This window comes from Limnothrix sp. PR1529, assembly GCF_002742025.1.
GTDB lineage: Bacteria > Cyanobacteriota > Cyanobacteriia > CACIAM-69d > CACIAM-69d > CACIAM-69d.
Map to the genome: position 1 here is coordinate 1 of NZ_LIRO01000044.1, position 15,322 is coordinate 15,322.

The 15,322-nt window shown below is 56.2% G+C and carries 13 protein-coding genes and 1 pseudogene; 4 read left to right on the plus strand and 10 right to left on the minus strand.

Annotated elements, in window-relative coordinates; all coding sequences use genetic code 11:
• The first annotated feature begins 411 nt into the window (after positions 1-411).
• The gene (locus AMR42_RS07115; protein WP_143472972.1) at positions 412-648 is read left to right on the plus strand and encodes a hypothetical protein; all 237 of its coding nucleotides are present in this window, start codon (positions 412-414) and stop codon (positions 646-648) included.
• Between the two features lie 328 nt (positions 649-976).
• Here AMR42_RS07115 and AMR42_RS07120 read toward each other — a convergent pair whose 3' ends face one another.
• Entirely contained in the window at positions 977-2,983 is a 2,007-nt protein-coding gene (locus tag AMR42_RS07120) for a CHASE2 domain-containing protein (RefSeq protein ID WP_099532768.1), read from the minus strand.
• 573 nt (positions 2,984-3,556) lie between these two features.
• On the opposite strand from AMR42_RS07120, the gene AMR42_RS07125 reads away from it, so the two are divergent.
• Complete coding sequence (locus AMR42_RS07125) at positions 3,557-4,531, plus strand: isoaspartyl peptidase/L-asparaginase (protein WP_099532769.1); 975 nt, start codon at positions 3,557-3,559, stop codon at positions 4,529-4,531.
• 217 nt (positions 4,532-4,748) lie between these two features.
• Here the strand turns inward: AMR42_RS07125 and mnmE are convergent, their stop codons facing one another.
• The 9 genes from mnmE to AMR42_RS07175 all read right to left on the minus strand — a co-directional run bounded on the left by mnmE (position 4,749) and on the right by AMR42_RS07175 (position 13,504).
• Positions 4,749-6,158, minus strand: a complete 1,410-nt coding sequence (mnmE, locus tag AMR42_RS07130) for a tRNA uridine-5-carboxymethylaminomethyl(34) synthesis GTPase MnmE (RefSeq protein WP_099532770.1) — start codon at positions 6,156-6,158, stop codon at positions 4,749-4,751.
• Positions 6,159-6,278: 120 nt separating this feature from the next.
• Positions 6,279-6,932 carry a DUF1499 domain-containing protein gene (locus AMR42_RS07135; RefSeq protein ID WP_234406746.1) on the minus strand — a complete coding sequence of 218 codons (654 nt, stop codon included), beginning with the start codon at positions 6,930-6,932 and terminating at the stop codon, positions 6,279-6,281.
• 399 nt (positions 6,933-7,331) lie between these two features.
• Positions 7,332-7,670: a 30S ribosomal protein S6 gene (rpsF, locus tag AMR42_RS07145; protein WP_099532772.1), complete on the minus strand. Its 339-nt coding sequence runs from the start codon at positions 7,668-7,670 to the stop codon at positions 7,332-7,334.
• Positions 7,671-7,843: 173 nt separating this feature from the next.
• A complete protein-coding gene (locus AMR42_RS07150) occupies positions 7,844-8,326 on the minus strand; it encodes a Tic20 family protein (protein ID WP_190355481.1) in 483 nt (160 codons plus the stop codon).
• 116 nt (positions 8,327-8,442) lie between these two features.
• A complete protein-coding gene (tgt, locus tag AMR42_RS07155; RefSeq protein ID WP_099532779.1) occupies positions 8,443-9,585 on the minus strand; it encodes a tRNA guanosine(34) transglycosylase Tgt in 1,143 nt (380 codons plus the stop codon).
• Between the two features lie 307 nt (positions 9,586-9,892).
• The gene (locus AMR42_RS07160; protein ID WP_099532780.1) at positions 9,893-11,014 is read right to left on the minus strand and encodes an LptF/LptG family permease; all 1,122 of its coding nucleotides are present in this window, start codon (positions 11,012-11,014) and stop codon (positions 9,893-9,895) included.
• Positions 11,015-11,167: 153 nt separating this feature from the next.
• Positions 11,168-11,896 carry an LPS export ABC transporter ATP-binding protein gene (gene lptB, locus AMR42_RS07165; protein WP_099532773.1) on the minus strand — a complete coding sequence of 243 codons (729 nt, stop codon included), beginning with the start codon at positions 11,894-11,896 and terminating at the stop codon, positions 11,168-11,170.
• 58 nt (positions 11,897-11,954) lie between these two features.
• Positions 11,955-12,515, minus strand: a complete 561-nt coding sequence (locus AMR42_RS07170) for an LptA/OstA family protein (RefSeq protein WP_234406758.1) — start codon at positions 12,513-12,515, stop codon at positions 11,955-11,957.
• 725 nt (positions 12,516-13,240) lie between these two features.
• Entirely contained in the window at positions 13,241-13,504 is a 264-nt protein-coding gene (locus AMR42_RS07175; protein WP_099532774.1) for a DUF3493 domain-containing protein, read from the minus strand.
• 770 nt (positions 13,505-14,274) lie between these two features.
• On the opposite strand from AMR42_RS07175, the gene AMR42_RS07180 reads away from it, so the two are divergent.
• Together AMR42_RS07180 and AMR42_RS19785 are read left to right on the plus strand one after the other, a co-directional pair.
• Complete coding sequence (locus AMR42_RS07180; RefSeq protein ID WP_158234392.1) at positions 14,275-14,790, plus strand: pentapeptide repeat-containing protein; 516 nt, start codon at positions 14,275-14,277, stop codon at positions 14,788-14,790.
• Positions 14,787-15,322 (plus strand): annotated as a pseudogene (locus AMR42_RS19785) (hypothetical protein); the annotation flags it as partial. The gene AMR42_RS07180 and the pseudogene AMR42_RS19785, both read left to right, overlap by 4 nt.

Below are 15,322 nucleotides of genomic sequence, written 5' to 3' on the forward strand. Positions count from 1 at the left end.
GATCAACTGGGCGATCGAGGGCAATCAACGGGGATCGCTATCCGATCCACGGGCGATTGCCCAGTAGTCAACGGGGAATTGATAGGCATCAACGGGGGATTAACAGGTGATTGACAGGTCGTCAACAGGTAGGTCGTCAACAGGTCGCTAGCAGGTCATGAACAGGCAATTAACACACAGGCCACTAACACACAGGCAATGGGCGATTGATAGGCAATCAATAGGCAACCCATCGGCAATCAACAGAAAAAATCTTGGCCATTCGTCATCGAGCAGACCGGATGCAATGCTGTGATCAAAGTGATGGCATAACAAAGATCTTTGGAGGAATATCTTTGCTCAAGGGTATTCCTCCAAAGATATTCGCCCCTTCTTGCTTGGTGTTGAACAAGGTCACATTTTAGGTGATGAATGAGAATTGCACCCTTTCATATTTCGTCTGAGGTCTGGATCAAGGGGCTGGTGGCCGCTGGGCCGACGGTCGATCGAGCCGGTTTAGCTCCGGGGCCCCTGCGATCGGTGACCGAGCAAGCTAATCAATCAGTGGCTGAGTGGGCGATCGGGATTGGGCCATTGCCACGGGATGCGCTTAGGAAGTGGGTTTTGAAGTGGATTGGAAAAGGAATTTTGAAAAAAGCAGCAAAATGACTTTAAAAAATGACTAAAGAAAATGACTAGAAAAAATCACCCAAGAGCCGGTCGGCAAAATAACTTGAAAAGTGGTTCTAAAATACTTCAGAAATGGCTGAATAATGCTGGTGTTTGCCCAAAAGTCCCATGGGAGACTGGGATAGCCTGAGCTAAGAGAGCTGGAACAGGATGGATCGAGATTGACCGATCCCACACCACTTTCACCCGCACCATTTTCAAAACCTGCCGACCGGGTGATGCGAGTCTTTTTCCATTCTTGGGCCGATGGGGCCGGTTTAACCTTGCTCTTCCAGAATGTGGGAAAGCAGGGGTTGCAGCGAGCATTCTAAGGGGTTTTGTTGAGATCATCTGGCTGCAAAGGTAACAGCACTTGATAGATATTTGTGGCCCGTTCTCGCCCCTTAAGGGTAACTGGGCCAATGAAGCGGGTGGGAAAGCGGTCGCGCACATGGCGATAGGTTTCTTCTTCAATGAAAATGCGACAAAGCCCCCCATCAAAGGACTTGTCATAACTTTCCAGTCGGGCGGCTATGTTCACAGTGTCCCCAATAACGGTGTATTCCAACCGGCGGACATTGCCAATGCAACCACTCATCACGGGGCCCGAAGCGATGCCAATTCGGATGGCGGCGGTGGGGCGGCCCCGATCGCGCCACTGTTGATTTAAGCGCTGGAGCCGTTGACCCATCTCCACGGCACAGGTGACGGCGGCGATCGCATCGTCACCCACCTGGTGATCGCGCGATTGGGGAACCGGTACGCCAAACAGGGCCATGATTGCGTCGCCAATGAACTTGTTCACGATGCCGTTGCGATCGAGCACGCTTTGGGTCATGGACTGCATATATTCATTCAGCCAGGGAAAGATAATTTCCGGTGGGTTGGATTCCGCGATCGACGTGAACCCCACTAAATCCGCAAACATGACCGTGGCTGGCAAAATCTGCCCAATGAATTCCCCGCGCCGCACAATTTGGTGGCGGCTTTGCCAAATCACCTGGGCCACCTGCGGTGTAACGTAGCGCTCAAACAGCTCGGTGATGGTTTGTCGATCGCGCCGTTCCTTGGCCGCCAACCCCAACGAGGCCCCAAAGGAACCGCCCACCAGCCCCAAAACCGGTGGCACTAGCGGAATCCAAACCATCCATTGCAACGCTTGCCAAGCGGCCGCCAGAATGGCCACGATGCCCAAGGCCGTCATGGCAAACAACAGCAACGGTTGGCGTAGGGTCCAGCCCAGCAGCGTGCCCCCCACGGTCCACAACACAATCCAGCCCATTTCCCAGGAGTCGCTCCAAACCTGAAGGAGGGGCCAGCCGTCGATCGCCGCCGACAGCAGTTGACTGGCGATCGTGGCATGGATTTCCACGCCGGAGGTCAGTTGCGGGCCCTGGTCTGTGTCGCTGTAGGGGGTATAGAACCGATCGCCCAGACTTTCCGCCGTGACTCCCACCAGCACCAGTCGATCGTAGAGGGCATCCAGGGGCACTCGTCGATTCAAAACATCATTGGCCGAATAAACCTGGAACCCGCAATTGCGCTGGCTGTCGGTGGGACAGGCCAAGCCGCGATAGTCCAACAGCAGTTGATAGCCATCATCGATCGCCCCCACATAGGCTCCGTCATTGCCCTGGAAGGGGGCGATGGTGGCGCGACCCAGTTGATAGAGGCCCGCTTCTTCATCAAGGGCTTCCAACGTGATCGGGTTGGGTTGGCGCTCCAGATAGTTCAGCGCCAATTGGGTTCCCAAACCAAAGACCGCTTGATCCTGTTGGTCAGCCAAGGACAAAATCGCCCGCCGGACTTTGCGATCGGGATCCAGCAGCAAATCCGACGCGGCGATCGCCCCAGGTTTGTGGATGAGGGCCGGGGGCGGCGCGATGCCCTCGCCACTGACCTTGCGGATCCCCACCAGGCGATCGGACTGGCGCAGCAACTTTTCCAGGCGATCGTTGCCCGGGGGCATGGGAAAATCCCGCACCAAATCCAGCCCAATCATCCGGGGTTCATACTCTTCCAACGTTTCCAGCAAGTCCGCCAACTTTTCATCGGACAGGGGCCATTGCCGAAACAAGCGCAAGTCCGCTTCCGTCACCACCACCAACACCACCCGTTGCTCCAAACGGGCCGGCCGCCACCGCACCAGCAAATCAAACGCCGCCCACTCTGTCCCCTGCATCCAGCCCAACCCCCGCACCATCACCACCACCACCGCCACCAACAGGGCGATCGCTGTCCCATCGCGCCAAGACAGCAACACTGACCCGGCCCATAACCGATTCAGGAGGCGAATCCATTTCGTAATGGTTTTAAGCAAGGGTTGAGCCAACATGGAACGCAGGCGACGGTGGGCGGATGGTCATGGGGATGGCCGGGCCGGTCAGGTGCTAAATCATTGCTTCGTTGATCCGCTCAGATCTCTTTGAAGTTTCTCGGATCTCCTGAAATCTTCTCGGATCTCCTTAAACCTCCTTAGATCTACTCAGATCGCTGGATTGCTATGAATTGATGATGCTTGAGATCAGTAATTGAGTGAGAGTCGCCGCGATCACCCCCTACCTTAGCCTTGAATCCTCAGAATCGCTGATTCTGGAACATTTGTAGCCTGCTTGGCTGGAGAACGAGCAAGATCCCCGAATTAGAACGAAGAGGCGTTGCGGGCCAAGGCGGCGGCTGGCTCGTCAAAATTGATACTTGAATGGTTCCCTTCTTACCCCCTAGTCCCGTCGCGATCGGGATCGGGTCGGTGTTTGGTTGGCATCGGGTCAAGGCTTAGCAAATCCCGATCGACCCGTTTCATGGATTCTCTAAGGCTTTCGCCCTCTTCCGATGCCCTGGACAAGCCTCCCCCAAAGCCGGACAATCTGAGGCGGTCTTTTTGCGATCGCCCTTTCGATCACCCGCCATGAGTCAAGCATCTACACAACCCAATACCCAACCCAAATTGATCATCCACGGCGGTGCGGGCAGCTCGCTCCAGGGCAAAGGGGGCGTGGCTGCGGTGCGGGCGCTGCTGTCCGGCATTGTGGAACAGGTCTATGAACGTTTGTTGGCCGGAGCCAGCGCCCAGGAAGCGGTGGTGCTGGGCTGTCGGTTGTTGGAAGATGAACCGCGCTTCAATGCGGGTACGGGGTCGGTGTTGCAGTCCGATGGGCAAATTCGCATGAGCGCATCCCTGATGGATGGCAGCGCTCAACGGTTCAGCGGCACGATTAATGTGTCGCGGATCCAAAACCCGATCGAACTGGCGGCCTTTTTACAAACCCAGAGCGATCGGGTGTTGTCGGATGTGGGGTCGGCGGAGTTGGCGCGAGAACTAGCCCTGCCGATCTATAACCCGCTCACGGATTTGCGGCTGAACGAGTGGATCGAGGAGCGCAAGGACAACTTCAGCAAGCGATCGATGGCTTCCACGATCGCCGAAGTCGAAGCCGGTGCGCGATCGGACTCGGCGGGCCGCGGCACGATCGGGGTAGTAGCACTGGATCAGCAAGGGCGCGTGGCGGCCGGCACTTCCACCGGAGGCAAAGGCTTTGAGCGCATTGGCCGGGTCAGTGACTCCGCCACCCCAGCGGGCAACTATGCCACGGCCCGCGCGGGCGTGAGCTGCACCGGTATTGGCGAAGACATTTTGGACGAATGCTTGGCGGCCAAGATTGTGATCCGGGTGGATGACGGCTTGGGCCTGGCAGCGGCCTTTGAAAAGTCGATGGCGGAGGCGGCCGATCGGGGTCGCGATTTGGGGGCGATCGGGCTGGATGCCACCGGGGCGATCGCCTGGGGCAAAACCAGTGAAGTCTTGCTGGCGGCTTACCACAACGGCGCGACCCTGGGCGATACGCTGGAGTTGCCCGACGGCTTGCAAGTGGGCAGTTGCTAGGGGCGATCGGCGGATCAAAGTCTGGGTAGGGGCGTACCGCCGTACGCCCTCAAAGGTTTGGCCGGTTTCAATCCATTCCGATTGGCATAATTTTGACTCGGCCAACCGTCAAGGCATGATCGATACAAGCGCAAGGTCGGGTAGGGGCGTACAGCGGTACGCCCCTACGGGGTTGACCGGTTTTGATCGACGGCCCCTAGGGGTTTCTGTGGGTTGATTATTTGCCAATACAAAAGCGGCTGAAAATTCGATCGAGCACGGATTCTGTGACCTCTTCGCCGGTGATTTCCCCCAGGGCTTGAATCGCGTCCCGCAGGTCGATCGTCCAAAAATCCAGGGGCAATTGTTGATCCATGGTTTCGCAGACCCGTCCGATCGCCTGTTGGGCCCGCAGCAGGGCCGCCGCTTGCCGCTGATTAATCGCCACATCCAAATCCGCTGCCTGCACCCGGCCCGATCGGGCAATTTGCAAAATCGCCTGCTCCAAATCGTCAATGCCGCGCCCTTCTGCCGCCGCCGTGTAAACCACCTGGGCAAAATCCTGGGGCAACAGAGACGAAATCGTTTCCGGAGCCACCAAATCGATTTTGTTCACCACCAAAATGGTCGGCGGCAGAGGTCGATCGGGGTCGGCGGCGCGGATTTGCTCATAGATGGCTCGATCGCCCCCCGTCCAGCCCCGGGGCGCTTCGATCACCAACAGCAGCAGATCCGCCGATCGAGCCGCGGCCCGCGATCGCTCCACTCCAATTTTTTCCACCAGGTCATCGGTTTCCCGAATCCCCGCCGTATCCAGCACTTGGATTGGGATGCCGCCCACCACCAGCCGCGATTCCACCACGTCCCGTGTGGTTCCCGGCAACTCCGTGACGATCGCCCGATCGCTCCGGCTCCAGGCGTTCAACAGGCTGGACTTGCCCGCGTTCGGTCGCCCGACGATCGCCACCTTCAATCCACTGCGCAACAGCTCACCCCGATCGGCCGTGGCCAACCAGCGATCGATCTGGGTAGCGATGGTTTGCAGGGCCGCCGTCACGGCGGGCAAATCCAGCTGCGGTAGATCATCTTCAAAATCAATGCGGGCCTCAATTTCCGCCAACCAGTCCATACAGCTCGATCGCAAATCGCGAATCGGCCGGGCCAGCTTCCCTTGCACCCCCGCCAAGGCCGCCTGGGCCGCCTGGGGTGACTGGGCCCCCACCAAGTCCGCGACGCTTTCCGCCTGGGTCAGGTCAATCCGCCCATTCAAAAACGCCCGCAGCGTAAATTCCCCCGGTTGCCCCAGACGCGCCCCCTGCTGCAAACAGAGCTGTAGCGTTTGTTGCACCACCATCATTCCTCCGTGGCAGTGGAGTTCCACCACGTCCTCGCGGGTGTAGGTGCGCGGAGCCGCCATCAGCAGCAACAGGGCTTCGTCAACGGTTTCGCCCGTTTGGGGATTGTGCAAATAGCCATACAAAATTCGGTGGCTTTCCCAGGGTTGGGAGCCAGGGGCCCGAAAAATTCGCCGGGCGATCGCCCAGGACTCGGGCCCCGACATCCGCACAATGCCAACGCTGCCCTGTTGCGGCACAATTGCCGTGGCGATCGCGGCGATCGTGTCTTGCTTTGTGGCCGATGCACCCATAGGTTCGGTCTGTTGCAATCCTCTGCAATGGTTCTGTTTTCAGGAATCAGGGGACTAATCTAGGGCATGAATTCGCCCATGGGTTTAGAAAACTCATTCAGGGGCTGAATGATCAAGAAATTAACTCTCAGGAGTTGAATTCTCAGGAGTTGAATTCGAGGGCGTGGGGATCAATGCTGCCTGTTCCAAAGCCAGCTTTTGAGTCAATTGGGCCCGCAGGGTTTCGATGCGCTGGCGATTGAGTCCCAAGTCTGATTCTCCCAATCGCGAAGCTGATCGCACCTGAATTTGATTGGTTTCTCCATCCAGCAAAAATTCCACATCATCCACAAACCCCAGCAGCGGTGTGGCGAATTCTGCGTAGAGATAATCGGGCGATTCAGTAATCACGGTGGTGCGTTCCGTCGCTTTCACCAACTCGGTCAGGGCCGCAAAGACATGATCAGCATCGCCCATAATCTGGAGCGGGGCGATCGTATGTTGCAAATCCGTGATTGGGGTTTGGCTGCTGACGCAATTGGGACTGTTGGGACAGGGGCGAAGTTGACCCGCCACTGCGCCCAAGTTTTCGGGGCGATTGCCCGCAAACAAATTGCCAAAAACAGAACCCATGACCGGCCCGGGCGCGGCCCAGGCCGTGGTTGCCGGTAGCCACAGCAGCAGGGCCGCCACCCAAGCCAACCAGCCGGGGGCGTTGCCGTTGCCCGATCGCAGCGAATGGCTTTGGGTTCTGAACTGATTTTGATCTTGTGGTTTCCCCATCACCCCACCCATAGGTTGCATCCGCCGTTTGTTAATTTTGGGTCTTGAATTGAATGAACTGAATTGGACGAACTGAGCTTCGCCAATTGAGTTGGATCGGCTCAGTTTTCAGTCTAGTTGAGCTGAATTTTGGTCAAGTCAATTGGGCAAATCTTCAGGCCAGCACTGTTGCAAAATCAGGGATGCATCTTCACGGAGCCAGCCCGACGCTGCGGAACGGATGCGTTCGATCGATTTCCCTGGCCCTAGAGTAACGATTTCCCAAAAAGTTGGCTGGCTGGGATCAGGGTTTGGGCAAAACCACGGGCGCAAACATGAGCGCAAAAAAGGGCGCGGTAGCTCCCACGCCCTGGCCCTTAAGTTGTTTTGGTTTGAATGGAAGCTCAAACCCCACTCGATCGAGCTTGGGATTTAAGCAGCCGATTCCGCTTCGGCGGCGGCCTTCACCTTGCGAGGATCGAGCTTAATCGTCAGGTAGCGAATCACGTCTTCGCTGAGGCGCATGGCCTTTTCCATGGGGGCGATGTGGCTGCCGGTGGCGTGTTCGTAGTTCATTTGGATGTACACGCCTTCGCGGCAACGGTTGATTTCATAGGACAACCGGCGCTTGCCACGATGTTGGATTTCGAGGCCGGTGGCTCCTTGCTCCGTCAGCATCGTCCGATATTTGTTGATGTTGGCATCCACGGCCTCTTCGTTGAGGTCGGGGCGCAGGATGTACATCGTTTCGTAGAGGCGATTTGCAGACATGGATGGGTAGTTCCTTGCGGACAATAGAATGGTCGATCGGGCTGACTGGGGGGCAATGCTGAGGGCCCCGCTGTTGCCGATCGACAAGGATTCACGGGCTGTATATCATACCCCACCGAGGGGCTGCCCGATCGCCCGAATTCTCCCGATCGCCCCAATGCCGTGAACAGCGATTAGCGCACCTGCATATGCACCGCTTCCGAGAGGCTGGGAATTTCTGCCAAGCGCCCCAAAGCCGACTGAACGATCGAGTAAATGGCCGCCACCACAACTCCCAAGAACACCGTGCTGGCCAGGGTTTGCACCACAAAGCCCCCGATCGGCTGGAAAACATACTGAATCACCAGCCCACAAAGGGACACCAAAATCGAAATCAGAATCGATTGCATGGTGTTGAAACGAATGAAATAGCTGATGTTGCTGTTACGAACCACCAACAGGAACAGCACCAAAAAGATGATGAAGCTCATGAAGGGAATTTGGTAGAGCTGAAGCAGGGGCAGCAGCGGCACATACAACACCGTCAAAAACGGCAGTTCCCGGAAGATGGAGCCACCAAAGCCCACCACATCCACCAGCGGCAGGGCATAGACCAAAGCACCAAACAGGCGATCGCGCCAAGTTGTCGTCGTTCCGCGCCAGTTCACGATCGGCATCTCCCGAGAGCAATGAATTGATCTATTTTAGACGCTGGTTTTGGGCGGGCCATGGTGCGATCACCCCACTCGATCGCGCTTCTGCTGGCGATCGCCCGTGGATCATGGGTGGATGCTCAATCATCGAGTCGGGCGGCGGCGGCCAGGTCGTCAGCCGGGCGCAACCAGTGGGCAAATTCATCGGCAAAATTGCCCGCCAAAATCGCCGATCGAATCCGTTGTGTGAATCGGATTAGCTCCGTCACGTTGTGGATTGCCAGCAGCGTGTAGCCCAAAATTTCCTTGGCGCGGATCAGGTGGCCGATGTAGGCGCGGCTGAAGTTTTGGCAGGTGTAGCAAGGGCAGGTTTCATCCAGCGGCCGGAAATCTTCCCGGAATTGGGCGTTTTTCAGGTTCCAACGCTCACCCTGCACCAGGGCCGCCCCGTGCCGCGCCAGCCTTGTGGGAATCACGCAATCAAACACATCAATCCCGGCGGCGATCGCCTGGGCCATTTCCCGATAAGTCCCCACCCCCATCAAGTAGCGCAATTTGTGGGGAGGCAACAGGGGCGTGGTGGCTTTCACGATGTGCTCAATCAGTTCCGGCGGTTCCCCCACGCTCACCCCCCCGATCGCGTAGCCGGGTAGATCCAGGGCCGCCAAATCCGCCGCCGCCTTGGCTCGCAAATCCGCGTAGGTTCCCCCTTGGACAATGCCGAATAGGGCTTGATCAGAACGCTGATGGGCCTCGATGCACCGCAGCAGCCATTGGTAGGTGCGATCGGTTGCCTTTTCCACCTGTTCGCGGGTGGCTGGATAGGGCGGACATTCATCAAACGCCATGATCACGTCGGATCCGAGGGCGTTTTGAATTTGAATGGATTTTTCGGGGGTGAAATCAATAATGCTGCCGTCGTGGGGCGATCGAAACGTCACGCCCCGATCGCTAATTTGCCGCATTTCACTGAGGCTAAACACCTGAAACCCGCCCGAGTCCGTCAGAATCGGCCCCTGCCAGTTCATAAACTTGTGCAGTCCGCCTGCCGCCTGCACGATGCCTTCACCGGGTTGCAAATGCAGGTGATAGGTATTCGACAAAATCATCTGGGCCCCAGTGGCGGCCACTTGATCCGGCGACAGGGTTTTGACATTGGCCAATGTGCCCACGGGCATAAAGCGAGGGGTTTCCACAATGCCGTGGGGCGTGTGAAAAACACCAACGCGGGCCGATGTTTGGGAACATTCAGCCACTAACTCAAACCGAAAATCGGGGGCAATAGCACTCATGAACGGGGGCAAAATTTTTCGGACTGCTGAGCGAATTTCTGAAAACCCAAAACGAATTTTTGCGAACTCCAACGATCAATCCAGACAAGGGGCTTAAGCCCCTTGCGGCCCAAGACGATTGGGACTTGATCAGGGCTTTAAGATACTTTTCAAATATTCTCCAAGTCCCTTATCCCGAAAACTCGGGTAGGTTCCTGAATTGAATGTTGGATTTAGCTTTGGATGTACGGTTGGATTGAGTTGGATTGAATTGAATTGGGAAAATTGAATTGGGTTGGATGGAGTTGAACCGGGGAATTTAGCGTGCCGCCCGCACCAGCAGCCCCGTCCCCAACGTCCCAACCACCAGCAAAGGCAACCAAGCCGCCACCATCGGAGACAGAAATTCTGTGCGGGCCAAGGCATCCATCAGGAAAGCCAACAAATAATAGGCGAAAATGACCACCACGCTCACACCAAAACTGGTGGCGCGGCCAAGGCGTTGATGGCGACGATTGGCCAGTGCTGAACCCACCAAACCAAAGCCTACGCAAATGAAGGGAAATGCGTATTTTTGCTGAATTCGCAGCTCTAGCTTGGTGATTTCTGCTCGCTCGCCGCTCTGACGCAAAATGGCCAAACGCTCCTGGGCTTCGGCAATATTCAGCTCATTGGAGAAGCGATCGCGCACGGCCAAATCAAGGGGCGTTCGGGGTAGCTGCAACCGTTGTTGTTCAAAACGCAAAATGTCGCGGTAGGAACCATCGGGAGCCACCAAATAAATCGTGCCATCTCGGAAATCCCAGGCCCGTTCTTGGGGATTCCAAACGGCAGATTTGGCGGTCACAATCTGACTGATGCCCGCCTGGGAGCGATCGATAATCGTCAGGGACAGCATCTGCTTGCCGTCATAACGCTCGGCATAAAACACACGGCTGAGAATGCTTTTTTTCTCACCGTCCGGTTTTTCGACTTCGCTGAATTCCCGATAGAAAATATTTTCTTCCCGGAAAGAGGGTTGATTATCGTCGGTTCCTAGGGCCCGCTCCAAAATGGTGGTGGCTTGGTAGTTGGCGGCGGGCACTAATGCTTCGTTAAAAACAAAAGTTAAACCCGTGACAAATAGACTGAGTACCAAGGCCGGCGCAACAATGCGATAAACCCCAATGCCGCAACTGCGGAGGGCCACCAATTCGCTGTCGTTGGACAGCCGCCCAAAGGCCATCATGGAGGCCAACAGGGTGGACATGGGGAAAGACAGCACGATGAAGTAGGGCATTTGCAGCAACATCACCTGCATGGCCAGGTGAATGGGCAATCCTTCTTCTACGACTTTGCGCACGAGGTCAAAAACCGTGCCGACGGAAACCCCGATCGAGGAGAATGCACCAACCCCAAACAGAAAGGGCATGGCCAATTCCTTGGCCAGGTAACGATCCATCACGCTGATTTGTGGCAGCCAGTTTTGCCAAGGGGGGGCGGAGGATGGCTGGGGTACGGTGTTGGAGGTCATAGGGTGTCTGGTCGGGAATAGCGGCTGAGGGGCCTGCGAGAAGGCGAGGGTTGGAGTGGGGGCTGAGGCAGGGGTGGAACGTTAGGGCTGAAATTTGTCACCCAAGTAATATTGCCGCACCAAGGGGTTGCCATACAGCTCGGTGGCGTTTCCGGAGGCGAGGATCTGGCCTTCCCGCAAAATATAGGCGCGATCGACAATTTCCAGGGTTTCCCGCACGTTGTGATCGGTAATCAGAATCCCCATGCCCCGATCGCGCAGGCCGGCCACGATGCGTTGAATTTCGGCTACCGCGATCGGGTCAATGCCCGCAAAGGGTTCATCCAGCAACAGGAACTGGGGCCCCTCCAATCCCACGGCTAAGGCGCGGGCAATTTCCGTGCGGCGGCGCTCACCCCCTGACACCTGAATTCCCGGCGTGTGGGCCACTTTCTCCAGCCCAAAATCTTGCACCAACTGCTGGAGACGGCGCTCCTGCATCTCTCGGGGTAGCTTGGCTTGCTGCAACACCAGGCGCAAGTTATCCGCCACACTCAGGTGGCGAAACACGCTCGGTTCTTGGGCCAGGTAACCAATCCCGAGGCGGGCCCGTTGGTGAATGGGTTGTTCGGTAATGTCTTGGTCATCAAGCCACACATGGCCGCTGTCGGGCCGTTCCAACCCCGTGGCCATATAGAAAACGGTGGTTTTGCCTGCGCCGTTTGGCCCCAGCAGCCCAACCACCTCCCCCCGTTCCACCGTGAGGCTAACGCGGTTGACAATTAGACGCTCACCGTAGGCTTTCTGGACGTTTTCAAGAACAATCTTCAACGGTGTACCCCCACGAAAGGATGCAAGCCGGCCAGCGGCGATCGAACAGCGGTAAATTTTAGGGCGCGGTGGGGGCAAACAGCGAAGGCACGGCCGGCGCGGCAGGCAGTCCCCCCGCCGGCCCCGAAGACGAAGGCAAGACCGTGGGCGTGGTGGTGTCCAACACTAAGTAGACCGATTCCACTTGGCGGTTGGGCAAGGGCAGCGCGATCGATCGCCCTTCATCGACATAGTAGGTGACCGTTTCGGCCCGCAGGCTATTGCCGTCTTGCAGCACAAACACATCACCCGACATCACCAAACGGCGTTCGTTGCTGAAATATTGTGCCTGGGCGGCGGTGGCTTTGAGCATCCGAGCGGGATAGTCCACCTGAACGTTGCCCCGCGCCGTCACAATTCCCGCGATCGAGTTGGCCTCTTGCACGTCGGAGATGACCGTCATCGGCTGGCGCACTGGAACCGGCTGCGTGGGGGGCACTGGCTGGGCGATCGCCTGGGACACCTGCCCAATTCCCATCGCCGCCGCCATCAGACTGGCTCCCATGGCCCGCCGGGCCCGCTTGGCTGCGGCCCTTTGGCTCGATCGAGTTCTGCCCACTGGTTGACCCACCATAGTCATTGGTTCAAAAACGAAGGTTTAAAGGCAAAGAAGAGACGGCTAATGCTAAAGATGGCTAACTCAATGATCACCCAGTAGCCCACTTAGCAACTGATTGGTTCGATTGAGTTCAATCGCTCGATCGACGTTTCAGGGTGCTTGAGGGGGCTGCTGCTTCAGTGGTCTATTGAATTTGGCAACATACCAGAGACAACCCACATTAACCCAAGAGGGGAGATCGCCCGACGGCGATCGCGCAGCCTTGAGATCCGCAGCGTTGAGATGACTCGAGATCATAGGATCGCCCCAGATAGTTTAGCGAACGCTTGCAACGTCAACCGTTCGTCATTGCCCATTTGCCAAACGGTGGTGGCGGCCCATGTCTCAAAGGTTCGTGCGGTCGGTCATTTCGCCCTTGCCTCCCCGCCTCAGAACTCTAAAGATTCAGAACCGATCGCCCCGGTTCCCATTAGCGGCTGAATGCATCCGGCGATCGTTGTCTGTAGTTTGCCTCTAGTTTGTCTGTCGTTGTTGCTGGTTCGTTGCTGGTGGTTTTTGGGAATTGGCTTTTGATGACCCTGGCAGATGGTCGATGAACTACCTAAAAATCGTCTGTGCGTAATCTGTGAATGGTTGCCTATGAATCGCGATCAATCAATTGCGATTTGTAAGTTGTTTTCTGACGATTATTCTTTAAATGCTCTAATTAATTGCTCTAATTAATTTCCCCGAATCATTGATGATGCTTATTGATTTCGCTCCCGTCCCCGATCGATCCGAAATAACCAAACCATCAACGCCACCACCCCCGCTTGCAGTGCCAAATTAGGTAACACATCCGCTGGGTTTTCGCCTGCTAGCAGTTTCAGCAAAAAAATGAACCCACCCAGTGCTCCCGAAGCAGCAAAAGCACCATAGAACAAGCGCCGAAGACCTCGATAGGGAGCGGCAGCTTCTGCTCGCAGTCGAGCCATGGTTTCTGCATCTAGGGGGCGAGGACGATTGGCCATGTTGGGGGATTGCCTGATGGAATTGACGTTGATTTGGAACATTTGGACGGCTTTGGGAAACCGTTTGATTATTTTATCACCAGGTCACTCGATCGCCTGCTCTGGTGACTTAAAGGATTGTTGATGATTGAAATTTTCTTAACTGCCGGTTGTGCTGATCAAGGATCGATTTGTGCTGATCAAGGGGTGATCGATGGCAGCTCAGTTATTAAAAACTCTCAATTAATTTTTTTAGTTAATTTAATTTTTAGTTAATCTCTGTTTTTGATTTTCATGACTGCTTGCTTTGATCAATTCTAGAATTGTCTTTATTTTAAGCAAATTGGAGCTGGTTCTTGATTGATTTTGGTGAATCCTTACAATGCAACTTGTAATACAACGAATGAATTTTAGAGTATCTGGTTTTGCTTTGCGGGTCTTACCCACTAACGAAGACAAGAAGCTTCAGTCCCTTGCCCTAACGACGATTAGTGCTTGATCTGTGTCCAAAAATACTGTTCAGACAGCCTCTGAGAGAAATTTCAATCCCTTGGCGAAGCTGCCTGGAAAAGGCTTTCAGAAAGCACTTCAGTAAGAATATGCTATGCTTACTGAAACTAATTCTCAAAGATCTAAATCCTCCTCAATCTTAAAGCAGTTCGCTTATTGAGAAATCTTTGAGTTAAAACGGTTTTGGGAACACTTTCACGACTTCGGGTTTGGGCATGGGGCTTGGCATCAGAGGGGCGATTGTGGGCGATCGCGCGGCAACCGGTAAGAGGGATCGCTCATTGAAATGGGAACTTGGGGGCGCGATCGGGCGCGGAATGTTGCTCACGGTTTCGATCGCCCTGGGGTTGACCCTGAGCGGTTGCCCCACCCAGCCCACGGCCCAGCGATCGCCCGGAAACCCCAAGGACTGTCCAAGGTGTGATTTTGCGGGCAAGGATCTGAGCAATCAAGACTTTGCCGGGGCGAACCTGAATGGAGCCAACTTTCAAAAGGCCAATTTGACCGGGGCGAACCTGAGCCAGGCCAAGCTGGACGGGGCCAATTTTCAGCAAGCGAATTTAACCAAAGCCGACCTGAGCCAGGCGGGCATGAACCAAGCCAAGCTGACGGGAGCGAACCTCAGCGAAGCCCGGCTCACCAAAACCTATCTTCGGGGGGCTGACTTGACCCAAGCCAAGCTGACGGGGGCCGACTTGAGCGGCGCAGATTTGCTGAACGCCAGCCCCTCCAAGCTTGATCTCAACGGGGTCAAAACCCTGGGCACAACCTTGCCGGATGGGAGCCAAGGAAAATGAGCAGTAACCTTCCGGTTTCCGATCAGGCCTTGGTGACTGTGCGTTCAGAAGAAGTTCCTAGGACTGCTCGATCGGTGATCGTGGGGAGCCAGGGGCCCGATGCAGGGGCGATCGACCCGATGGGGGAGTCCCCGCCTAGCCATTCCCCCACCAGAAACCCATCACCCAGCAGCGCATCGCAACAAAACGCCCCCCCAAGGCGAGGGCCCGAGTTGGTGGACTGGTCTCCCAGTGCCAAAATCAGCCTTTGGGGGGCCATGGGCCTGGGCGTGGTGGTGTCCGTGGTGCTCCATGGGGCGGTGTTGTTGCTGCCAATGCCCAAGGAGCCGGACAAGGTAGCCCTGCCCCTAAGCGCCCAAGAGGCCCCTATTCGGGTCACCAATTTGCCGAAAACCACCCCGGCCCGATCGACCCCGTCCCCCAGCCCCGCGCGATCGACCCCGGCCCAACGCCGGGCCGATCGGGCCGCAACCCCAAAACCGAAACCGAAAGTCAATCAGCCCAATCGGGTGGTGGTTCCCAAGCCCCAAAC

Excerpts from the sequence above, each read along its gene's own strand:
- AMR42_RS07115 (WP_143472972.1), top strand. The coding sequence starts at position 412 with ATGAGAATTGCACCCTTTCATATTTCGTCTGAGGTCTGGATCAAGGGG.
- AMR42_RS07120 (WP_099532768.1), bottom strand. The coding sequence starts at position 2,983 with ATGTTGGCTCAACCCTTGCTTAAAACCATTACGAAATGGATTCGCCTC.
- AMR42_RS07125 (WP_099532769.1), top strand. The coding sequence starts at position 3,557 with ATGAGTCAAGCATCTACACAACCCAATACCCAACCCAAATTGATCATC.
- mnmE (WP_099532770.1), bottom strand. The coding sequence starts at position 6,158 with ATGGGTGCATCGGCCACAAAGCAAGACACGATCGCCGCGATCGCCACG.
- AMR42_RS07135 (WP_234406746.1), bottom strand. The coding sequence starts at position 6,932 with ATGGGTGGGGTGATGGGGAAACCACAAGATCAAAATCAGTTCAGAACC.
- rpsF (WP_099532772.1), bottom strand. The coding sequence starts at position 7,670 with ATGTCTGCAAATCGCCTCTACGAAACGATGTACATCCTGCGCCCCGAC.
- AMR42_RS07150 (WP_190355481.1), bottom strand. The coding sequence starts at position 8,326 with ATGCCGATCGTGAACTGGCGCGGAACGACGACAACTTGGCGCGATCGC.
- AMR42_RS07160 (WP_099532780.1), bottom strand. The coding sequence starts at position 11,014 with ATGGATCGTTACCTGGCCAAGGAATTGGCCATGCCCTTTCTGTTTGGG.
- AMR42_RS07170 (WP_234406758.1), bottom strand. The coding sequence starts at position 12,515 with ATGACTATGGTGGGTCAACCAGTGGGCAGAACTCGATCGAGCCAAAGG.
- AMR42_RS07175 (WP_099532774.1), bottom strand. The coding sequence starts at position 13,504 with ATGGCCAATCGTCCTCGCCCCCTAGATGCAGAAACCATGGCTCGACTG.